General features: G+C 45.6%; 21 protein-coding genes. 11 read left to right on the top strand and 10 right to left on the bottom strand.

The genetic code is table 11. The features are described 5' to 3' along the window. Window positions 1–104: 104 nt before the first annotated feature. Entirely contained in the window at window positions 105–749 is a 645-nt protein-coding gene (locus tag ACFQ1X_RS11470; RefSeq protein ID WP_144841003.1) for a DUF4064 domain-containing protein, read from the top strand. Window positions 750–772: 23 nt separating this feature from the next. Here ACFQ1X_RS11470 and ACFQ1X_RS11465 read toward each other — a convergent pair whose 3' ends face one another. Continuing rightward, window positions 773–1,264 (bottom strand): GNAT family N-acetyltransferase, encoded by a 492-nt coding sequence (locus tag ACFQ1X_RS11465; protein WP_144841002.1) that lies wholly within the window; start codon window positions 1,262–1,264, stop codon window positions 773–775. Window positions 1,265–1,357: 93 nt separating this feature from the next. Between ACFQ1X_RS11465 and ACFQ1X_RS11460 the strand changes: the two genes are divergently transcribed. Next, window positions 1,358–1,831, top strand: coding sequence for a GNAT family N-acetyltransferase (locus ACFQ1X_RS11460; protein ID WP_144841001.1), 474 nt, complete (start codon window positions 1,358–1,360; stop codon window positions 1,829–1,831). Window positions 1,832–1,875: 44 nt separating this feature from the next. After that, a complete protein-coding gene (locus ACFQ1X_RS11455; RefSeq protein WP_144841000.1) occupies window positions 1,876–2,250 on the top strand; it encodes a hypothetical protein in 375 nt (124 codons plus the stop codon). Between the two features lie 35 nt (window positions 2,251–2,285). Here the strand turns inward: ACFQ1X_RS11455 and ACFQ1X_RS11450 are convergent, their stop codons facing one another. After that, the gene (locus ACFQ1X_RS11450) at window positions 2,286–3,413 is read right to left on the bottom strand and encodes an MFS transporter (protein ID WP_144840999.1); all 1,128 of its coding nucleotides are present in this window, start codon (window positions 3,411–3,413) and stop codon (window positions 2,286–2,288) included. Window positions 3,414–3,915: 502 nt separating this feature from the next. On the opposite strand from ACFQ1X_RS11450, the gene ACFQ1X_RS11445 reads away from it, so the two are divergent. The 4 genes from ACFQ1X_RS11445 (at window position 3,916) to ACFQ1X_RS11430 (ending at window position 7,314) form a co-directional block, all read left to right on the top strand. Next, window positions 3,916–4,821, top strand: coding sequence for a diacylglycerol/lipid kinase family protein (locus ACFQ1X_RS11445; protein ID WP_144840998.1), 906 nt, complete (start codon window positions 3,916–3,918; stop codon window positions 4,819–4,821). 282 nt (window positions 4,822–5,103) lie between these two features. Next, window positions 5,104–5,889, top strand: coding sequence for a helix-turn-helix domain-containing protein (locus tag ACFQ1X_RS11440; RefSeq protein WP_144840997.1), 786 nt, complete (start codon window positions 5,104–5,106; stop codon window positions 5,887–5,889). Between the two features lie 308 nt (window positions 5,890–6,197). Continuing rightward, on the top strand, window positions 6,198–7,016 hold the full coding sequence (gene yidC, locus ACFQ1X_RS11435) for a membrane protein insertase YidC (protein WP_144840996.1): 819 nt from the start codon (window positions 6,198–6,200) through the stop codon (window positions 7,014–7,016). Window positions 7,017–7,068: 52 nt separating this feature from the next. Continuing rightward, a complete protein-coding gene (locus ACFQ1X_RS11430; protein ID WP_144840995.1) occupies window positions 7,069–7,314 on the top strand; it encodes a hypothetical protein in 246 nt (81 codons plus the stop codon). 276 nt (window positions 7,315–7,590) lie between these two features. Here ACFQ1X_RS11430 and ACFQ1X_RS11425 read toward each other — a convergent pair whose 3' ends face one another. Beyond that, entirely contained in the window at window positions 7,591–8,742 is a 1,152-nt protein-coding gene (locus ACFQ1X_RS11425; protein ID WP_144840994.1) for a 3-phenylpropionate MFS transporter, read from the bottom strand. A gap of 121 nt (window positions 8,743–8,863) precedes the next feature. Here ACFQ1X_RS11425 and ACFQ1X_RS11420 point away from each other — a divergent pair, with 121 nt between their 5' ends. Next, window positions 8,864–9,724, top strand: coding sequence for a M15 family metallopeptidase (locus ACFQ1X_RS11420; protein WP_144840993.1), 861 nt, complete (start codon window positions 8,864–8,866; stop codon window positions 9,722–9,724). An 80-nt stretch (window positions 9,725–9,804) separates the two neighbouring features. Here the strand turns inward: ACFQ1X_RS11420 and cls are convergent, their stop codons facing one another. The 5 genes from cls to ACFQ1X_RS11395 all read right to left on the bottom strand — a co-directional run bounded on the left by cls (window position 9,805) and on the right by ACFQ1X_RS11395 (window position 15,410). After that, window positions 9,805–11,259 carry a cardiolipin synthase gene (cls, locus tag ACFQ1X_RS11415; protein ID WP_144840992.1) on the bottom strand — a complete coding sequence of 485 codons (1,455 nt, stop codon included), beginning with the start codon at window positions 11,257–11,259 and terminating at the stop codon, window positions 9,805–9,807. Window positions 11,260–11,392: 133 nt separating this feature from the next. Further along, on the bottom strand, window positions 11,393–12,223 hold the full coding sequence (locus ACFQ1X_RS11410) for a squalene/phytoene synthase family protein (protein ID WP_144840991.1): 831 nt from the start codon (window positions 12,221–12,223) through the stop codon (window positions 11,393–11,395). Between the two features lie 191 nt (window positions 12,224–12,414). After that, window positions 12,415–13,134, bottom strand: coding sequence for an HAD-IIB family hydrolase (locus tag ACFQ1X_RS11405; RefSeq protein ID WP_144840990.1), 720 nt, complete (start codon window positions 13,132–13,134; stop codon window positions 12,415–12,417). Continuing rightward, window positions 13,079–14,341 (bottom strand): glycosyltransferase, encoded by a 1,263-nt coding sequence (locus ACFQ1X_RS11400; protein ID WP_144840989.1) that lies wholly within the window; start codon window positions 14,339–14,341, stop codon window positions 13,079–13,081. The genes ACFQ1X_RS11405 and ACFQ1X_RS11400 overlap by 56 nt, the downstream gene beginning before the upstream one ends. A 226-nt stretch (window positions 14,342–14,567) precedes the next feature. Further along, window positions 14,568–15,410, bottom strand: coding sequence for an MBL fold metallo-hydrolase (locus ACFQ1X_RS11395; protein ID WP_144840988.1), 843 nt, complete (start codon window positions 15,408–15,410; stop codon window positions 14,568–14,570). Between the two features lie 153 nt (window positions 15,411–15,563). Between ACFQ1X_RS11395 and ACFQ1X_RS11390 the strand changes: the two genes are divergently transcribed. After that, entirely contained in the window at window positions 15,564–16,688 is a 1,125-nt protein-coding gene (locus ACFQ1X_RS11390; RefSeq protein WP_144840987.1) for an NAD(P)/FAD-dependent oxidoreductase, read from the top strand. A gap of 27 nt (window positions 16,689–16,715) precedes the next feature. On the opposite strand, the gene ACFQ1X_RS11385 is transcribed toward ACFQ1X_RS11390, so the two are convergent. Then, a complete protein-coding gene (locus ACFQ1X_RS11385; RefSeq protein ID WP_144840986.1) occupies window positions 16,716–17,936 on the bottom strand; it encodes a helix-turn-helix domain-containing protein in 1,221 nt (406 codons plus the stop codon). A 639-nt stretch (window positions 17,937–18,575) separates the two neighbouring features. On the opposite strand from ACFQ1X_RS11385, the gene ACFQ1X_RS11380 reads away from it, so the two are divergent. Both ACFQ1X_RS11380 and ACFQ1X_RS11375 read left to right on the top strand, forming a co-directional pair. Continuing rightward, window positions 18,576–19,874, top strand: coding sequence for an MFS transporter (locus ACFQ1X_RS11380; RefSeq protein ID WP_144840985.1), 1,299 nt, complete (start codon window positions 18,576–18,578; stop codon window positions 19,872–19,874). 99 nt (window positions 19,875–19,973) lie between these two features. Next, on the top strand, window positions 19,974–20,831 hold the full coding sequence (locus ACFQ1X_RS11375) for an SDR family oxidoreductase (protein ID WP_144840984.1): 858 nt from the start codon (window positions 19,974–19,976) through the stop codon (window positions 20,829–20,831). Between the two features lie 25 nt (window positions 20,832–20,856). Here ACFQ1X_RS11375 and ACFQ1X_RS11370 read toward each other — a convergent pair whose 3' ends face one another. Continuing rightward, window positions 20,857–22,035 (bottom strand): MFS transporter, encoded by a 1,179-nt coding sequence (locus ACFQ1X_RS11370; protein ID WP_144840983.1) that lies wholly within the window; start codon window positions 22,033–22,035, stop codon window positions 20,857–20,859. Window positions 22,036–22,060: the final 25 nt, after the last annotated feature.

Below are 22,060 nucleotides of genomic sequence, written 5' to 3'. Positions count from 1 at the left end.
TGTTTTAGTATTTTTTTTAAGGGAATTCTATTCTTATGTAACTATTTATTGTAGCTGTCGTATATTGACCAGAGCGGCTTACAAAAAAGAAGGAGGTTGGCAAAATGAATAATGGTAGCATCAGCAGAACAGGAGAAAGAGTTCTTGGTATTATTGGTATTGTCTTTAACGTTATCGGAATTATTCTATTGGCATGGTTGATCACAAGCATAAACAACTTGGAAGGAACTGCCGAGTTTGAAGAGTTCCAGCAGGATTTCATGAATGATCCCGCTTTTGAAGGGAATCCTGAAGAAGCTCAGATGGTTATGGACCTGATGAGGGAAGGTGCAGGTGTCGTCGGTTGGGTAATAGTTGCGATATTGGTGCTCAGCACTATTTTAGCGATTGTGGCAGTGATGAACTTGAAGAAAACCCGCAGTGCGCAACTTGCAGGGATATTCTTTATACTTGCCGGTTTATTGGCAGGTGTTTTATCACCGACATCAATTCTATTCTATATCGCAGCAATCATGTGCTTTGTTCGCAAACCGCCTATGCGTGAGGACGAGCTGCACAGAAAAGACGACAGATTATACCGTGACGACAATGACGGCAGAAAAGATGATCCGGTTTACCGCGAAGACACTGTCGGCAGAAGAAGTGATTCGGTCAACCGTGAAGACGAAGCTACAAGAACTAGAACAGATGATACGCTCCGTACAGAAGATGCACGACGCGACGATGATTCACCTTATCGTCCATTATAATGAAGTAATTTAAAAGCACCTGCTCACAGAGCGGGTGCTTTTAAATTGTAAACGTATTTGGCTGTCTGGAGCGGATGGCCTTCGAATAGTTCTTCAAACTCTTCGACAAATTCAAAACCGTTGGCTTCATAAAAGCTGCGGCCTTTTTGATTTTCACATTCCACATATACAAATAGGTTGGACCCGTCAAGAAGATAGGTCAAGCCGCTGTTGAGCAGCATTTTTCCGTAGCCATGGCGCTGATGTTCAGGCTTCATGTAAAGAGCGATCAATTCGGCGTCGCCGTCATCGTCAAGCTTGGTGAAATTAGCAAAGCCGACCGGTTCCCCTTCATGTTCAGCCAAAAGCAGAATCGTTTTTTTCAGCCGCATTTCCATCATTGGGACGGAATACGATTTATCTAAGAAGTCTTGCTGTATATTCAATGGGATTATGTCCTGGTAAGTGTCAGTCCAGCTGATATGGGCAATTTCCTGAACAGCTGATATATCTTTTGAAGTACCTGTACGAATCATTCAATCACCTCTGAAATTCTTTTCGTCATCATATCAAAATTCACCATGAATAGCCACTGTTGTGGAATAATAGAGTCTAAAGGGGGGATCAATTTGGCTTGGGAATTATACGAATTCAAAAATCTTACTGTGCTGGAACTTTATGAGATGCTGAAGCTGCGTGTGGATACCTTTGTGGTTGAACAACATTGTCCGTATCCGGAACTGGATGATCTCGACCAGCAATCGATTCATCTGGCATACAGGGAGAATGGTGAAATTCTCGCTTATGCAAGACTTGTTCCGGGAGAAATTAAATACGGTGTGCCATCAATTGGGAGAGTCATCGTAAGCCAGGATGCCAGAGGGCGGGGTCTTGCGAGGGAGCTTGTCCAAAGAAGCATCGATTTCATTTTTACAGAATGGCGATCTGCTGAAATCCGGCTGCAAGGGCAATTGTATTTAAAAGGATTTTACCAATCATTCGGTTTCGATCCAATTTCCGATGTGTATGATGAAGACGGCATTCCGCATCTGGATATGAAGCTGAAAAAAACGGATGCCGGAACGGTTAAATCAAAAGAATAAGGGTATATGTTGTAGAAGACATTATATAGAAGAGGAGTGATCAGATGGCAAAAGGGAAAGGCAGAGGACTGCTGTTGGCAGGTCTGGCTGTGGGAGCTTACAGCTACTTTAAAAACCCGGAAAATCGCGAAAAAGCAACATTGGCTTTCAATAATGCGAAAGAGAAGGTGAATTCATATATGGAATCCCAAAACCTTGAAGAAGATCAAAAAAAGGCTCATGATGGATCCAAGCCTGATGAACCCCGTGAAAACAAAATGGTGTCAGAAGGCGCAATGACGTCGGTGCAATATTATAATGAAGAAGAGCAGCAGGAAGAAGACAAAACAAAATTATCGCCAAACGATACAAGCAAGGAAAAGGCGGAGGATACTGAATCCGTTTCCCCTGACCCAAAAATAAATACCGATAATATCTAAAAGGGTGGTCCATGGACCACCCTTTATTTTTGGTTTCATTTCCGCAAGGTGGCGAAGTTCACTGCAGCGGCGCTTAACAATAACACCCCGCTGGTGACAAATCCGCGGTCAGCGGTGAGCGCCATTGCGCCAGTGAATGAAGAGCCTGCGACTACACCGATTGAGAAGAAGGCATAAAAATAACCGTAAGCTTTGCCCCGGGAACGCTGTGTCGTAGAATCGATCAGCAAGGAATTGATGGACGGAAATAATAATGCAAAACCGATGCCGTAGCTGATCATACTTACATAAAGCAGTGCAGGAGCGGAAACGGCACTCAACAGGAACAGTGCGCTGCCCATGATGAGAAATCCGGTTATCAAAGTGAAGACAGGTTTAACCGCATCGAACAGGCGGTTTATCGGAAGCAGGAACACCAGGATAGCTGCAATGCCGAAAACACTCAATAACAAACCACTCATTTGCTGGGGCAAGCCGAGACCTGATACTTTCAACGGCAGCATATAAGCCAGAACGCCTTGTGAAAACATCAGGAAAAAAGCACCCATGAACGCGCGCAATAAACCGGAGTTGTGAATGATCATATTGAGAGTAAGAGGCTCAGGAGGCAATTCTTTCTTCTTTATAATATTGCGGCTCAAAATGAAAAACGATAGAAGGCCGAGCACCAGCAGTATGCTTCCGGTAACCGCCATGGTGTCAGGTACATTGGTGCGGCTGGAAAGAATGGCCCCATAAGCCGGACCGATAATTGCGGCAAGGCCGACAAAAGCGCCGGATACAGCAGCTCCTTTACCGCGGCGGCTATGGTCTGTGCGATTGGCTAAATAGGTGAAGGCAGCAGGTACGATCAGCCCCGCCGACAAGCCGTGCAGAAAACGGATGGCAAGAAGGCTGTAGGGTCCTTCTGCCAACGAATATGTAAAGAGGAAAAAAGCCGTCAGCAGCAATCCCGCCACAAGAATTGCGAAAGGCCCTTTTCTATCAGAGAAAATGCCGGAAACAACATTTCCGAACGTGTTGGAAAGGGAATACATGCCGACCGCCAAACCAGCCAGAAACGGGGTTGCCTGCAACTCGATCGCAAAAGGGCTGATGATCGGCAATTGGGCAAAAAGATCAAAAAAGGCAAAGAAAATAATGGCGTAGATGAAAATGCGCATTGCTGTTCCTCATTCCGTGGAAATAATAAATGATTAATGGATTAAGATTCACTGTTAAAAGGGTAAATAGAAATAATGAAGCTTATCTTAGTCGGATATTCTTATAAGTCGCTTCGGCGCTTTGGACAAGGCTCCTGCAATAAGCCGAGAAGACCACTCGTCTTTTGCTCCGTCGGCCTTCGCCTGCTCCTGAGGCGCGCCGGCGCTAATAGAACTCTCTAAAGATATGGAGCAAAACAGTGAAAGATCCTGGGGCAAAGGGTTAAATAAGCATGCTCCTGTCTCTGTCCCTGCAACGCTGCGCTAGCTTCGGGACATGAAAGTGCGTTGCATCGCTGACGCTAGCTTCGAGACATGAAAGGGCGTTGCATCGCTTCGCTGCTTCGTCGCAAAGACTTGACCTCGCAAGCTTCGGCCAAAGTCTTAGCAAGCTGTTTTGCGGAATATCGTTATAAAAAATTAGTAATTCAATTAATACATTATACCATTTGGAGGTAAAAAGATGAAAAAGGCAATGTTTATACTGAATCCATCGGCAGGAAAAGAGAAAGCTGCCGATTATAAAGAAAATGTGGAAAAAACACTTAAAGAAATGGGATATATTGTCGATACTAAAGAGACAGCAAAACAAAGCGACGCTACCCGCTTTGCAAAAGAGGCATGTGAGCAGAGATATGATTTCGTAGTGGCAATGGGCGGCGACGGCACGATCAATGAAGCGGTATCGGGTCTGGCGGAGCAACCTCATCAGCCTTTATTTTCTTTGATCCCGCTTGGAACCGTCAATGATTTTGCGCGTGCACTCGGTATTTCTTTAGATCCTGAAGAAGCGATCGAAGCTTTGAAGAGTGGCACGGAAAAAGCCGTTGATATTGCAAAAGTCGAGGATATTTATTTCATGAATATATTGGCAATCGGTGATATAGCGGAATCCACTTCTTCCGTCTCACCGGAACAAAAGACCCGACTCGGTGCAATGGCTTATTTTATAGAAGGAATTAAAGCAATCACTTCAGAAGAAGAAACGCATTTCGAAATTGAGCACGATCATGGAGTTTGGGAGGGTGATGCAAAACTGGTTCTGGTTGCTTTGACCAACTCGGTGGGCGGATTCGAAAGACTTGCGCCGGAGGCTCTGACAGATGATGGCTTGCTTCATCTGTATATCGTGGAAAATGCCAAGCTTGCAGGTTTCATCCGAATCGCAGGAGCATTGTGGAGAGGCAAGCTGGAAGAGGACCCGGCTGTTGAAGCCATCCACACCACAAAAGTTTCCATTAAGACAATAGAGCCTTTACTTTGTAATATTGATGGCGATGAAGGCATTGTAACTCCATTTAAAATTGAAGTTCTGCCACGCCATATCCGGGCTCTCATTCCGCCTGAAAAAGAAGAATTAGAAGAGTAGAATAATGAATTTCCTGTTTCACTGACAATACAAGTGATTTCAGTTATATTAAAAGTGTGTTACTTTTAGAAAGAAAGAGAGATTTTTTATGATAATTGCGGTATCTTTAGTATATATTTAGGGAAGATATTTCCTATAAAATTGTTTGGTAGTGCGTAGGTAGTAGATCATATTACTTAAAAAATTTTATATATTTGAGCATAACTATGTCCTTATTTATTGTTTCAGTATATAGTTAATAAAGTGAATGTAAAAACTTGTGAAAAGAAAGACGGGGAAAAAATGAATATAATTGCTGTACCAACAATTCAAGAAACGATTTCCAAGATTTTCATGGCCGAAAGTGAAAGTCTTAACCAATACGATGGCCTGGAAAGGTTTTTCGAAACCGAAACCCAGTTAATCTACGAAATCCATCACTTAGAAAAAGAAAAAGCAAAAGAGACGCTTCGTGCTTTGATCGATATGATCTCATTGCATGCAGGTAAAGATACGATCCGCGCGATCCGTAACTATTACATAGTTCTTTCTTCCGTCATGGCACGCAAACTTTTTGAAATGCGCGTACCGCCAAAAAAAGCTTTTGCCTTCAATAATGCCTGTATCGAATTAGTGGACAATCGTATGAATGATTCGGAGTTCCTGTATGTAGCTGACGAACTGATCGAATTCTTCATCTCTGTTATTTCGGAACGCAAACAGCCTTCGTTTGGACACCAGACGGTAAACAAAGTTGTTATGTTCATTAATGACGAAGTGGAACGCGATTTATCCGTTGAAGACGTTGCCAAGCATTTCCACATCTCCACGAGCCATCTGTCACGGATTTTCCGTGAACATGCTGGAATCACATTAGTGGAATACCTCAATGTGCGCCGGGTTGAAGAATCGCAACATTACCTTCGCCATTCGGACAAAGGTATCTCAGAGATTTCAAAACAATTCCATTTCTGCAACCAAAGTTATTTCACCCGCATATTTAAGAAATATACGACGGTTACGCCGAAGCAATTCCGCGACAGCCAGCATATTCCTTATTTCAGATATACATTGCCAAACGCTAAGTAAGGAGAAGAAATTCTCCTTTTTTTTATGGATTTTTCTGTTTTAAAGTAGCTAATTGTCCAGACTCCAGCGGCCCAGCTTTTTCTCTTTCGTAAACTGCATTATTGCTGCTGCTCCTGCATCGCTTCGCTGCTTCGTCGCAAGAGATGGCCCCAAAAATTTTGGGTCATCTCTCACTATCGCTCTTCGGATGACGCCACAATGCTGTCAAATCCTTTCTGGAATCTGAAATCCGGACTTTTCACAGTTTGAATTATGCTTATCGTATGCGGTATACTTCTTTATAGTTTAAAAAGGTGAAGGTGACTAATTTGAAAAAGAAATTATTGTTAATGTCGATGCTTACGCTTGCGGTGCTTTTTCTAAGCGGCTGTGCGGCTATTGAAAATAAAGAAGGATTTTTCTATAGCATTTTTGTGGCACCATTTGACTTTTCCCTGGATTATCTCGGGAATCTGTTTAATGGCAGCTATGGACTGGCTATTGTAGCCATCACAGTTATTATCCGTCTCGTCCTGATGCCATTCATGCTGCGTACATATAAGCGCCAGCAGGGAATGAAAGTCAAAATGGACGCAATGCGTCCGGAAATGGAAGATATCCAGAAGCGGCTGAAAGAGACGAAAGATAAAGAAGAACAGATGGCGCTTCAACAGCAAATGATGGGACTTTATAAAAAGTATGAAGTCAATCCATTGAACATGGGCTGCCTGCCGGTAATTATCCAAATGCCGATTGTTATGGGGCTGTACTTTGCGATTCTCTATTCGCCGGAAGTACGGACACATGAATTTATGTGGTTTAACCTGGGTGAACCCGATATTGCTATGACGCTCATTGCGGGTGCCGTTTATTTCTTCCAGGCAAAAGTTTCACTATGGACAATGCCGGAACAACAGCAAAAACAGATGAAAATGTTCATCTATATTTCTCCGGTCATGATCATGTTCATCTCATTCACTTCAATGGCTGCCTTGCCGGTTTATTGGACAGTTGGGGGTATCCTGCTGATTATCCAGACATTCATCGGCCGGAAATTTTATTCCAACCATCCGGAAGTTGCTTTGGAAGCGGTTGAAGGTGAAGAGGAAGAAGAGAAAGAAAAAGTGGATTTGGAAAAGAAAAAATAATGGGAGTTTGCCGGCATCGGATGCCGGCTTTCTTTTTGGGGGTGTTGGAAAGATGAGTTTAAAAATGCTGCAAGGAATTGGAATAGCCACATTAAGCATATTGGCGGTGGTTTTCCTGTTTATGGGGTATATGGATATCGCAGTGCTCTTTATGACAGTATTGTTTGTGATGACCAATACATTCCGGTATCGCCAGATGAAAGCACAGGGCATGGACCGGGAAGCAAAATGGATGCTCGGGATGGCCGTCATCTTCGGAATTCTATTTTTTGTTGTGCTTGGAACAATTCTTTTCTAATAAAAATCCTTCGAACAAAAACAGCGCGTCCCGATTTGGGGCGCGCTGTTTTTCTTTATGCGATACTATTGTATTTAGCCGGGCCTTTTTAAACTGCAGTTGCGGTATTTTGTAATTGCTTTTTGTCCTGCTCGCATTCTTCAAGCAATTTGTCCAAACGATCCATGAGACTGAGAAGGTCGCTTTGTGAAATTTGTTTCATTGTCGCTCAACTCCCTGTAGCGTGTGATACCTATTTATTCGAGGTACATATATCGTTTGTGGGGGTGGGTGAAATTAATAAGAGAATTTTTTTCGGGTCACAATCACCAAAACAACGGCCGGAAATGAGAAAGCAATCATCCCGAGAAACGATAGACCCGGTGAAATTTCATAAAGGAATCCCCCGATGAATGTCAATAGCGCGACGCTCAGGCTCATGGCCACCGCAGCATACATTCCTTGGGCCGCTGGAATATGAAGTGGATCGAGCTTTTTGAATATATAACGTATGAATGCAAAATGGGCGACTCCAAATGATAAGGTATGCAGCACCTGTGAAAAGATGAACACCCAAACAGATGGAAACAGGAAAATGAGGATCCAGCGCAATGTGGAACCAATGCCTGCCAGGAGAAACATCGATGAAACACTCCATCTGTCAAACCATGTGTCTGCCTTGGCAAAAAAGATGATTTCAAAAACGATAGCGACATTCAGGATGATTCCGATGTAGAAGCTGTTGACGCCGATGTCCTGCAAATAGATAAAGCCGTAATTATAATAGGCGGCATGCGCGCCTTGCAATAGGATAGAAACCGATAACACCGTCAGGAAGGCTTTGGATTTCAGCAATTCCCTGACAGCGTCTTTGCTCCGTTTGTTTTTCGGTTCCGGCTTTATTGACAACGGGGCGGGTGAAATGGCTGATTGGGTAATTGCCATGAACAGCAGTCCTGCCATCATGAGCCAAAGGATGGCTTGCTCCTGCCAAAGTGCCGTAGCCGCGCCAACGATGAGTAATGCAACCGTGTAACCGAGAGAACCGAAAGAGCGGCTTTTGCCGTAATGGATACGGTCAGTCTGCATCAGCACCGTTGCGCCGCTTTCCATTGCAGGCAAAATATTCGGATAGATAAAGCTGAACAGCACGGTGATGGCAAATAGCAGCGCGTATGAATTTGCTGGTATGTAAAGCGCCGCACTTACAAGTGAGGCGATTGCAAGAATCTGCATGAGTCGGCCGAGTGGGAACAGGCGTGTCAGCAGAGGAAAGAAAAGGAGAGTGGATAAGGAGCGGGCTATCATGCCGGCACCCATGATGATGCTGGCAGCTGAAACACTGAGCCCTTTATCGTTCGTCAGCCAGCCTGTCCAATAAGGAAGGAAAATTCCCCAGGTAAAGAAAAAAGCGAAGAAATTTAATGACAGCCATCTTTGATTGTTCATGATCGTTACCTCTAATCTTTCAAAAGTCATTTCAAGTATAACGAAAGTTCATTGATATAGGGAGAATTTCAGGCATAAAGGTGATAGAATAATAAAGAACTTGAGAGAAAGAAGGAGAACTATGCAATCTCGTTATTCAATGAACAAACAAAATAAAAAGCCTTATATAAAATGGATCCTGATGGCCGGAGCTCTGCTCATTGCTGCGTCCATTACGGTTTGGCTGTATCTTCACGACTGGAATATGGAACGCAGTCTTGCTGCTTTAACTGGAGAAATTGCGGAGCAGCCAGCGCCCGAACAGAGTGAAGAAGTGCAGGAAGAGGATAACATTGTTCCTGAAGAGAACGCGGAAGATGCTGAAGAAAATCTTCCGGTCACTCCCGGTTCTGAGGAAGAAGCATTGGAAGAAGAAACCAAAGATGCAACGGTGTATCCGGAATCGATTGAATTGCCGGAAGAACCGACTTATATTAATGGGATCTTGATTGCGAACAAACAGCATCCGCTGCCTTCCGATTATGCTCCTGGCGTAGATCCGGAAGCAAAAAGCGCTTTTGATGCGCTGCGGGCGGAAGCTTTGGAGTCGGGAATTGATTTGACTGCCTTCAGCGTATTTCGTGATTTTACTCGCCAGAAGCAATTATACGAAGGGTATGTTGCAAAAGACGGCGAGGAAAAAGCGGACCGTTACAGTGCCCGTCCCGGGTTTTCTGAACACCAGACCGGACTGGCCTTTGATATCGGTGGAACCGGACAGGAACAGCACTGGGCAAAAGCCAGCTTCGGTGATACTGAAGCCGGAAAATGGGTTGCCGAAAATGCGCATCGGTTCGGATTTATCCTGCGATATCCCGAAGGCAAAGAACAAGTGACGGGATATATGCATGAATCCTGGCATTTCCGTTACGTCGGAACACAAGTGGCTACGGAAATTTTTGAAGCGGATATCACATTGGAAGAGTATCTGGAAGCGGAATAACAACTTATTTCCCGGGAAATATATATAGTAAAAGGCACCAAGGAGTAAGCAATGCTTACTTCTTGGTGCCTTTTTGGTTTTTACAGAATCGGTGCCAATAAACGTGCAATGGACTCTTTTGTTTTGATCAATTTTGTTCTCTCATAATAGATTTGCATGGTCAATTCCATCGACAACTCCATGTCCTGATGGAATAGCCGGCCGAGTTCTGTAGAAATATCTTCGTCATAAATGAAAGCATTCACTTCGAAATTTAATTTAAAGCTCCGGACATCGATATTGGCCGTTCCAACAGTGGAGGCTTTGCCGTCCACGACAATCATTTTGGTGTGAAGGAAGCCATTATCATAGATGAATACTCGTGCACCCGCCCGCAGCAACTGGCCGGCATATGAATAGGTAGCCCAGTAGACAAAAGGATGGTCGGGTTTATTCGGGATCATGACCCGAACATCGATTCCTGATAAAGCAGCCACGCGGATGGCATCATAGAAGCTCACATCCGGGATAAAATAAGGGGTTTGAATATAAATATATTTATCGGCCATGTTTATGAGTTTCATATATCCGTCTTTAATCTGTTCCCATTCCTCATCCGGGCCGCTGGAAACGATTTGCATGCTGGTGGTTCCTTTTTCGGCGATTGCCGGAAAATAAATTTCGTCATATTCAATATCCTGGCGGGTGGAAGCCTGGTTCCAGTCACGTATGAAGCGGGTTTGCAACGGGTGCAGCGCACCGCCTTCGACACGAAGATGCGTGTCGCGCCAATAGCCGAATCTCCTGCTGAGTCCGATATACTCATCGCCAACATTGAAACCGCCAATATAACCGATGCATCCGTCAATTACGACGATTTTTCTGTGATTGCGGTAATTCAGACGGGGATTGATCAATGGCATAATGGAAGGGAAGAAAGTTTCCACTTCTCCGCCATACTTAATAAATTCTTTGAAATGCCTTTTGCTTAAAGTCCGGGATCCCATATCGTCATAGAGCAGCCTCACTTTTACGCCTTGTTTCACTTTTTCGACCAGTGCATCCATAATCCGGTTACCTAATTCGTCAAGCCTGAAAATGTAATATTGGATATGTATATGGTGTTTTGCGTTTTCAATGTCAGCCACTAAGGCATCGAATTTCTCCCGGCCATCATTGAAAATTTTGACGTCATTGTTTTGTGTCAGAACCGCGCCATTGTTCCGAAGGTGGAGATAGATCAAGTCTTTGTATTCCTTCGAAGTATGGTTTCTGAAATAGAATGTATTGTCATGCAATTCATTCATCTGATGGGCGATCAAATTCTCGATACCGACCCTGGTACGTCCCTCCCATTTGAACAAAGTCTTTTTCCTCAATTTCCTGCCGAGCAGCAAATAGATGAAGAAACCCGCTATAGGGATGAAAAATAGCACCAAAAGCCATGCCCATGTTGAAGAAGCATCACGCCGTTCCAGGAAAACCAGTGCTGCGGCAAGAAAAATATTCAGTATGAAAATGGTGACGGTTAAAAAGCTGACGATAGTGAAGGTCATAATATTACCCCTTTTTACAAAATGCATTGTGTTTACAGTATAACCCATTAAATTCTTTATAAGAAGATGGGGATTTGAGCAACAAGCTTTGCAATAAAACAAAAACCCGCTTCGTAAGAAACGGGTTTACCGGTTAATTGATTTGTTCCTGCTCCTTCAATTGTTCCACGATGCCTTCAACTTCGGTGCGGCTCATTTTCTCTCTGCCGGACTTTAATGCTCTCAATGTGCTGTGGGCGAGAGCCAATGGAACTTTACAGAACATGAGAATGCGTTTGTTCCGAATCGATTTCACATACAAATCGGCCTGCGCCAAGTTTTCATTGGCATAGTTGAACATATCGTCCCGGGTCCAGCCTTCAGGCACGAAGCTCACTCCGCGTTCGCGGTCTTCATCGAGATTTCGAAGCATATTGACAGCCTGCAGCCCGCGGCCGAAACCGATGGCAAGTTCAGGGTCGGTCTCGGTGTTATCGTGCCATTTCCATAAATCCGACAACATCGTTCCAACGAGCCCTGCAACATAATAAGTATAGTCGTCCAGATCTTCCCGGGTATGGATGACAAATTTCCGGTCAACCCATTTCGCCATGCCTTCTGCCATTTCCGCTGTGGATTCCAAAACTTTCGGTGCAATTTCAGGAGGGCACACGCTGATCCAATCAGCCAGACGGAGACTGACTTCCGGAAGTATATGCTCGTATGGTTTCAGCATTGCTTCATAAGCTGCCCGGTCGAACGGCATGTGAAGCATTTTGCTGGTTTCACTTAATAACCGGCTTTTTACTTCGTCTTCCAGCTCCGGATGATCTTCGATTTCGTCGATTGCACGCATGCAAAGATAAGCTGAGCCGACAGTCTTTTTCAAAACGGGTTCCAAAAAGCTGATGGGAATGAAAAAAGTGCGGCTCGTTTCTTTCAGCATGACCATTGACTCTTTTTGCAGATTCGCAACTTTGCTCATCTCACATTCCTCCTTCTCAATCGATATTCATAGATTATGTATGTATGTTTCCTGACTTCTTCATCTGTATGGATAGAAATTACCTTCTCCTTAAATATAAACCATCTGAGTAAAAAAACAAATGATAATGCGGTTTTGGTGCAGCGGGAAAGAAAAATCCCTTTCCAAAACGATTGTTTGGAAAGGGATGATTATTCTGGGTGGAAATAATTCCATGCTTCCTGGATGCCTCCAGCGCAAACTTTTGAAGCTCTGAAAATCATCGGGCTGTCAGGGCTTTCACGCAGTTCAGGCTGGGCATTTCCGACGATTACAGAAGGAAGTCCCATTGTCAGCATTTCTTTATCATTTCCTGAATCACCTGCAACCAGCATTTTCGCTTCGTGCGCGTTGAATTTGTCAAGAATATATTGAAGGGCTGCACCTTTTCCGCTTTCTGCCGGCAGGATATCGAGATCGCGGCCGCCGCTGAAAATCAGCTTGTGCGGAATTCCTGCTGAAGCCAGTCGCTGTTCAAATTCATGTACTGTGCTGCTATTATCCGCATAAAACGAACAGCGGTTATTGATAGGAAGGTCCTGCTTTCTTAATCCTTCAAAAGAAGAAGCAAGTTGATCGATTGTATCCGGCTGCCAATGCCGCAACATTCTGTTTTCCCAGTCGAGATCTTTTTCAAGAGTGGAACCCAAATGGATTTCTGTGCCCACATCTGTAATCAGCACATCTGGGGCGGGGAGATTTTCTTCTTCAATCAATGACATAGCCGATTGAAAATGGCGTCCGGTGATATAGATAAGTGAAACATCGTACTGCTGAACGGCATAAAATTCAAGAAGATTGTCCAGGCCTTTTCTGTCACCGACTAATGTTCCGTCCAGATCGGTTGCTAACAAATGGGTTGCGTTGTTCATTGTTTACCACCTCATACATTTTCAATACTCTATCTGAAATCGATTTCCAATTAAAATCTTTCTGGGCCACTTCCACAGCCTGGCGGCTAAGTCTTTGTGCCAGCAGGGAGTTAACCGAGATGACTTCCATCGCCACCGCAAGGTCGACTGCGTTTCTGGTTTCCACGAGCAGACCGGTTACGCCGTCCTGCACGACATTTTTAAGGCCCCCGACACTCGAAGCGATGACCGGGCTTCCGCATGCCTGCGCTTCTGCGGCGACCATTCCGAATGATTCATAAAAACTTGGTACAATTGTCGCTGTAGCGGAATTGAAAAGAAGCGCCAGTTCCTCCTGGGATTTGGGTCCAAGGAATTCCACGTGTTCTTCAATGCCGCGCAAGGCTTTTTTGATTTTATGGTTTTTCGGCAGCTTGGTTACGGGATCGATTGCATCGGGTTCGCCGCCTGCAAGCACCAGGCGGGGCCGGGAAGTTTCTGACGTTTTTTCAGCGAGTAGTTTAAAGGCATTGAGCAAGGTGAAAATGCCTTTGGTTTCTTCCAGTCTTCCGGCGAAGACGAATAGAGGGCTGGAATAGCCGAGCTTCTTGCGAATATGGGTCCGGCTGCCGCGTACTCTGAATACTTCGTCAACACCGATGGGGATTACGTTAATGGGAGAAGGAGAATTGACCTGTTTTTTGATCAGGTGTTTTTCGCTGTTAGTCGTTGCCAATACCTGATTGGCTTTTTGCAGAATTACAGTCTCAGCTTGAGTGCGTGTATCATCTTCAATTCCCGTCGCTTCTTCTTTAGCCCAACCAAGTGAATGGGACGTATGGACGAAAGGCAGGTTAAACTCTTCTTTCAATCTTAAACCGATCAACCCAGACAGCCAATAATGCGTATGGACAATATCATAGGTATCGAGCGGCAATGCATCTTTCATTTCATCGTAAAATGCGGAAAGCATCGAATGCATTTCGTTTTTAGAAACAAACCCTTTGTAGCCGGCTTCAATTCGTATGACACGGCAGGATTTGCCGAATTTTTCGATGCGCGGGGCAGAATCTTCACACCAATGTGTGACAACATCCACTTGAACCCCTTTATCTTCCAGTGCAAGTGCCAATTGTTTTACATAATTATTCTGGCCTCCGGCTTGCTTACCACCCAACTTTGCCAAGGGATCTCCATGATCCGAAACAAATAGCACTTTCTTAATCATCGAGTTCATCTCCATTCTCTATTTATGAATCAATTGCTAAAATAATTTGGAACACGTTCTTTGTTTACCCCAAGTTTTAACTCTATAAACATATATTTAGAAAATTAATATTCTTGTAAAAACTTAGAGGACCAGCAGGAAAAGCGCCAGTGTGTACTGGCGCTTTCAAGGTGTTTCTATTAATTGAATAAAATATTATATAACTATTACTAAAACTGCGATAAATTTATTTAGCTAAAAATTTTCCGTGGGAAGGAACGGCTTTGTCCTGGAAATTCTTTGCCAGGTCGACAAGCCCTTCCGCCAAGGCAGAGCCGTATATCGGTTTTCCGTGGCCGGTTACCGCAATAGCTGGCTGTAATCGAGCTAGTTTTACTACGGATTCCCAGGCAGCCCGCCAATCAGTGGTCAGATAGACAGGTGGTCCGCAAACTTCTTTTTTCTGCGTCAACACTTTATAGAGGGAATCCTGTTTGACTGTGACGAATGCGTCTCCGGCAATCAGCAGCTTACCGGCTTTTCGGAACAACGAAACATGGCCTGCAGAATGTCCTGGCGTATGGAACCATTCCCAGCCCGGCATTCCAGGGACCGAGCCGTCTGCCGGCAGTTCTTGCAAATGTTTCGAAATATCGATTGCTTCTACCGGAAATGCTTTAGAAATCTTGGCGACAAGTCCGCCTTCGACCGATGAATCAGGCTGCGGATAATCGGTGATGCCTTTTAAATAGGTGAATTCCAGTGGATGTGCATAAACCGGCACCGGATATTGTTCAAGAATGTCCACGATACTGCCGACGTGATCAAAATGGCCGTGGGTAAGAATGATTGCCTTCAGATTGTGATCCGGGCCAAAACGGTTTTCAGCCTCCTGCAGAATTTTAGCGGCGGAACGAGGCATGCCGGCATCGACCAGAATGTAATCACTGCTCACCTTCGGATTGCCGATGAAAAAAAGATTGACGATCTGGTTGGTGTAGCAATAGACATCCGGTGCGACCTCGACCCCTGCACCACTTTTTATGGAAGTCATCGGCATGATGGCTTCGGTACTTTTACTTTTTTCCATATTAACTTCCTCCTGTCTTCATATCGTTTCTATTTCATGCTTTACCCCCAATTGAAGAAATCGAATCAGAACATGCCTGTTTCGGGAGAAGTTGAGTCTCCTGCAGTTGTGCTTTAAAATGAAATTCAGATAGAGTGAGGAAAAGGTGAAACTATGAAATCAATGATCATTATCGGTGGTGGAATTCTTGGCGCATCAACCGCTTACGAGGCAGCAAAGGCTGGAGCGGAAGTGGTCCTGATCGACCGCGCGGATGCCGGCCAGGCTACCGGAGCCGCAGCAGGAATCGTGTGCCCATGGATTTCCCAGCGCCGCAATAAAGCCTGGTATCATCTGGCGAAAAGTGGTGCAAAATATTATCCGGAATTGATAATAGAATTGGAAAATCTCGGCGAGAGTGACACGGGTTATAAACAAGTTGGCATCGTCAGCATCCATGAAGACAGCAAATTGGACAAAATGGAAGCGAAAGCGCGTGAACGAAAAGAAGATGCGCCGGAAATGGGGACCATCGAGCGGCTGAGCGCGGAACAGACGAAAGTGTTATTTCCGCATGCGGGCACAAACTACGGCTCTCTTTATGTAAGCGGAGCCGCACGGGTGGATGGCCGTGCCGTAAGAGATGCGCTGATCAGCGCGGCCCGGAAGCTCGGTGCCGAAATCGTAGAAGGAAATGCACGGCTTCTGGTTGAAAACAATGAAGTAATTGGTGTAGCCACGGAACACCGGAAATTTTACGCCGACAGCATCGTATCAGCGGGCGGGGCGTGGGCGCCGGAACTGTTCGAATCGATCGGCCTTGCGATGGACGTCGTGCCGCAAAAAGCGCAGATTCTCGAGTTGCAGCTTGAAGAAACGGGGTCGGGCGACTGGCCGGTGGCGATGGTGCCTTTCGGGCAATATATTGTGCCGTTCGCGGATGGCCGTATCATCGCGGGGGCGACCCATGAAAATAACGCCGGTTTTGATGCCAAACTGACGGCGGGCGGCATCCATCATATCCTCGATAAAGTCCTGGATGTGGTGCCCGGTTTGGCTGCTGCCGAACTGAAGGGGGCGAGCACGGGATTTCGGCCCTCGACGCTGAGCGCATTGCCGTTCATCGGCCCGGTTCCTGGACACGCCAATCTGTTTGCAGCGAACGCACTCGGTTCTTCCGGTCTGACAGCTGGACCGTACCTTGGCGCACAGCTTGCAAAACTGGCGCTGGGGAAAGGGACCGACATCGAATTGAGTGATTATGCCATTGAAGGAGCATTTCAGAAAATTATAGAATAAAATGAAAAACCCGCCAATTGGCGGGTTTTATTTTGCATTAATTTTATTGTAGACATCCAGGATAAAATTTTTATAGGGCAGGTCGGGCATTGGCTCAATATTATCTTTGGCGATTTGCGAATGTTTTAAAGCCATTTCATGATTGTCTTGTTTTTCATAAATCAACGCCAGATAAGCATCTTTTTCATAATTCATGGATAAGTCGTAAGGGTGATGGAGGAATTCCCAAATTTTATGGCGTTCCAGCCAGTATAGGGCCTCATCTTCTTTTCCCATTCCGTATAAGGATTTTCCTTTCTCAAGAAAATACTGCGAGGTTTCTTCTTCTTTATATTTCTCCAGATTCTTATCGATAATAGTATTAGCTTTTTCGTAATCATGTGCAAAAGAGTTCAAGTAATGTGCTTCCAATAAATCCAGGGTCATATCAATATCCTGATCATCCGAGAAATCAGCGAACAGCCTCAGTTTATTGACATAGTAATCCTTTCCGGCTTTGTCGCCGGTTAAAATTGCGTGAAAACTCATCACGCGATAAAGGTCGTTTATCCTGTAGAATATTTGATGTTCTTTGGAATAAGAAATGGCTTTTTCTATGATCCGCAAAGCATTTTCATCATCACTAAGAGCAAGGTAGAGAATTGCTTCTGAATAGTCAAAGTCCAGTTTCTTTAACGAATCGAGGACTACATCCCGTTCTTCAAAGGACTTGCGGGATTGCTGAAGCATTTCCAATGATTCAGCATACTTGTGGTCATTGAATTTCAGCATCGCTCGAAACATATGGATGTCAGCGCTGTTATTCATCAAATGCAGATCTTCATACATTTCTTCAGCCTGGTGAAGAAACACTTTCCATCCTTCTTTTTTGGCATAATAAAGACCGCGGCTGTAGATTTCAAGGAGACGTGCAGATTCGTAGCGATGAGGCAATTTGTTAGCGTACGGATTCATCTTGTCGATAATAGTGTCAAAGCCTAAGGATAAATCTTCCAGGGTTTTTTTATAAAGGTCTTCAATTTCCTCCAGTAATTCCCGCAGTTCAGCTGTCGGAACTTCTTCCAGCAACTCATTCCTATCAACACCCAGACGCTCTGCGATATAAGCCAGACTCTCCATAGATGGGTTGGCTTTATTGTTTTCGATGAGGCTGAGCATGCCTTTGGAGAGTTCGGTCCCGGCAAGCGTCTGCAATGTAAGGCCTTTTTCTTTGCGTAATTTTCGGATGCGTTCACCTAATGAAGCCATATTTTCACCTCTTTAAAATCTATATAAGTTGATCTAAAGAATCAATATAAAAACACTTCGGCGCTTTGGACAGGACAAAGATTATGCTCCTGCGCACTGCTCGTCGCAAAGGTGTGCCATCTACGTTTGGCGACCTTAGCTCCCACAATAAGCCGAGAAGAACACTCGTCTTATTGCTCCGTCGGCATTCGCCTGCTCCCTGTGCCGCGCCGGCGCTTGAAGAGTGACTTTTGCGCAGTCAGTCTCAAAGATATGGAGCAAAACAGCGAAGACGCCCAGGGGACCAAGCGAAGTGCTGAGATCCACTCGGGCGAAGTGAAACGAGACCGAGTTAGCTCAGCGCGAGCCAAGAGTTGGCCGAAGGGAGTTCGGCCGACGCTTTGCGACGAAGCTAGCGCAGCGATGCAGGAGCAGCCTTAAAATCGTGCTCCTGCAGTGCTGCGCACTTCGTCGCAAAGACAGTATCCGTGCAGGACACGCCTACTGTCTTCGAAGCTGTTTTGCGCAATATCGGTTCTGAAGAATTATTAGTTGAACTTATATAGTTTAATTATATTAAACTTTTGCTTGCAATGCTATAAAAATCGTGATATATTTTGTTTAATTAAATTAAACTTTCGAAAACGGAGAGTGAAATCAATGAGTGAAGCAGCAAAGCTCAGACGCGCCACCTACCACCTGTACACGTTTACAATCAGCAAGCTTATCTCAACGTTTGGCAGTTCTGTTTATACGTTCGGCATCAGTTTATATGTCCTGGCACTTACCGGCTCGGCCGCCAGCTTTGCCATCAACCTGATTTGCAGCATCCTGCCAAGAACTCTGTTGGCTCCTTTTGCAGGTTATGCAGCTGACAATTATTCGAAAAAAGCGATTGTCATAATTGCCCAGTTTGCCAGTGCCCTGTCTGTTGCCGGTCTGCTCTTCTACAGCATCGTCGCCGGTTTGTCGCTGCCGGCGATTTACACAGCAACTGTGCTCATTTCTGTCAGTTCCATGTTCGCAAGCGTCACGTTTTCGTCATCCATCGCCAACCTGATCGATTCGGACCGAATCCAGAAAGCGATGGGCTTCAATCAATCGGCCATCGCCATCGCAACTATCGGTGGACCGGTAGTCGGGGGGATCCTGTTCGGATTTGTTTCCATGAACGTCTTTCTGATTATCCAGGTGACCGCTTATTTATTGGCGGTGGCTCTTGAAGCGACGATGGATTTCAAACTGTTTACGAACCGCATTGCCGATACGGCCGGAGAAACGAAGAAATCGATGGTTGCGGGAATGAAGGAAGGTTTCTCTTATTTGAAATCGAACCGTGTGGTGATGGTGATTGTCACAGTCGCGGTTGGTGTCAATTTCTTTTTTTCCGCATTGATGATCGGATTGCCATTTATCGTGGTTCAGGAACTCGAAATCCAGGCAACTCATTTCGGGTTTATCGAAGCAATGATTGCTGCCGGGATGCTGGCGTCGTCCATTTATTTCTCGGTGAGAAAAGAAGTGAAATTCCCTTTGCAATTCGCAAAAAGAGGGATTCTTGGCATGTCAGTTTTATTGGCGGGAATGGGCTTGCCGCTCGTGATCGAATTTACGTATGCAGCAGCTGTGGTTTATTATCTGCTTCTTATGCTGATATTTGGTATCACCAACGTGTTCGTCAACACACCGATCGGAGTTATGATGCAAAAGGATGTGGAGGAAGAATACCGCGGACGCGTCTTCGGAATTCTGGAATCGATGGCAATGGCGATGATGCCACTCGGCTATTTGCTGTATGGGCTGCTGTATGATGTAATGCCGGCCGAATATGTCGTCATCGGCAGCAGTATTTGCCTGATCGTATTGACCAGTTACCTGATGAGACCGTCCATTTTGAAACAAGCGCATCCTGAACTGGATAAAAGTGCATTTCCAGTCGCCGCGAAACTTCAGGAATAGAATTGGAAGCAATTAATTGCGAAGAGGTTGCACAGGTTTACGATTATCCAAAAGGGGAAAATCCACAAAGACATAAAAATCTGGAAAGGATGATACCCAATGGATAAAGGTAAAGTGAAAAAAGTCCCTGCCCAAGAGCAGGAGCGCCAGCCGGGCTTTGAAAAAGAAATGGATCCCGCACCCGACTTCAACAAGAACTTAGCGGGGAAAGCACAGCGCCTTCCCGGCAAAAAAGCATTAATTACCGGCGGTGACAGCGGCATTGGCCGTGCAGTCGCAGTGGCATATGCAAAAGAAGGCGCGGATGTCGCCATCATGTATCTGGATGAACATGAAGATGCGGAAGAAACGAAGAAATTGGTCGAACAGGAAGGCCGGAAATGCCTCCTGATTGCCGGTGATATCGGAGAAGAAGACTTCTGCAAAGATAGCGTCCAAAAAGTGGTGGATGAATTTGGCACACTCGACATTCTCGTAAACAACGCTGCAGAACAGCATGTGCAGACTTCGCTGAAAGATATAACGGCAGAACAGCTGGAACGCACTTTCCGCACCAATGTTTTCAGTATGTTCCATTTGACGAAAGCGGCACTTGAACATATGAAACGCGGTGCATCCATCATCAACACGACGTCGATCACCGCTTTCCGAGGCGAGCCGACACTTATCGATTATTCTTCAACAAAAGGAGCAATCCTGGCATTTACCCGCGCGCTATCGGGTTCGTTGGCAGAAGAGGGCATTCGCGTCAACGGTGTTGCACCGGGTCCAATCTGGACGCCGCTTATTCCGGCATCATTCCCGGCAGATCAAGTGGAAGGCTTCGGCACCCAGACGCCGCTCGGCCGGCCGGGACAACCGGATGAACTTGCACCGGGCTATGTATATCTAGCGTCAGACGATTCTTCTTATGTGACAGGGCAAGTATTGCATATCAACGGTGGAACGCCTTACTGAGAAAAAATAAAAGCAAGCACTCCGGTCACGCCGGGGTGCTTGCTTTTTTTGCAGCTAAAGTTTTCGCGGAACCGCGGTACAGCACAATCAGCAGAATGCTGGCAATCGACAATGCACCGGACAGGAAATAGATCGAGCCCGCCTGCAACGTCAGCAGCCATGTAAAGAACAGGGGACCGATGATGCGCCCCATATTATCCATCGAATAAGTCATTCCGGCAGCTGTCCCGTATTTGCCTCCGGATTCCTTCGTAGTCAAAGATACAAGCGCGGTCCGCGACAGCGCGTTGCCCGCGGTGAAAATACTCAATGCCACACCAGCGAATATCAGGCTGGAAGTGAAAGGGAGAAGCAGCAATCCTGCTGCGGCGATGATTTGGGCCCCGATGATCCATTTCGTTTCAGCGCCATCTTTTATTCTGCGGACAACTCCGCCCTGAATCGCAGCATCCACAAAACCGCTGGCGATGAATAAATAACCGAGCTGCAGTGGTGTGATTTCAATCTGGTTAATCTGGAACAGCTGAAATGTCGATTCCAGGCCGGCCAGAAGGAAAGTCACCATGAACGACATCAGGAACAGATAACGGATCCGGAATTGCCATAAAGTGCTGGCGCCTTTTGGCAGCAGAGCACGCTTCGTGGCATCGCCCTGCCGCACAGGTTCTTTCAAAACTAAACTGGCGTAAATCATGAGCAACAGGACCAAGCCGGCAGACACCGTAAACGGCAATGTCAGCGACACGGTTCCAAGCAAACCGCCGATTGCCGGACCGAAAATGAAACCAAGGCCGATCGACATCCCGAGAAGGCCCATGTATTTATTGCGCTCCTCATCTGTTGTGATATCGGCTACATATCCCGTCACCGCTGTGTAAAGGGCGCCAGAAAACAGGCCGCCGATGATGCGCGCCATATAAAGAAGGGCGAGATTATCGAGAAACAGCGAGAACAGGAAAAAGCTCAGGCTGAAGCCTGCGAGTCCGGTCAGGATCAATTTTTTTCTGCCGGTGCGGTCTGACAGTTTCCCCCAGAGCGGAGCGGTAAAGAAGGAGGATAACGCATATATGGTAATGAGGCCGCCGACGTGGATTTCACTGTAACCCTGCTGGACGATCACCTCGGGAAGGATGGGTATGATAATGCCGAATCCCAGATAGACGAAAAACTGGACCGACATCAGCAACAGAATAGTCTTCTTCATAAAATAATTTCCTGCTTTCTAATAA

Origin of the sequence: Metaplanococcus flavidus, from assembly GCF_042675885.1 — a bacterium.
GTDB classification, from domain to species: domain Bacteria; phylum Bacillota; class Bacilli; order Bacillales_A; family Planococcaceae; genus Planococcus; species Planococcus flavidus.
This window is presented reverse-complemented; position numbering and strand designations above follow the sequence as displayed.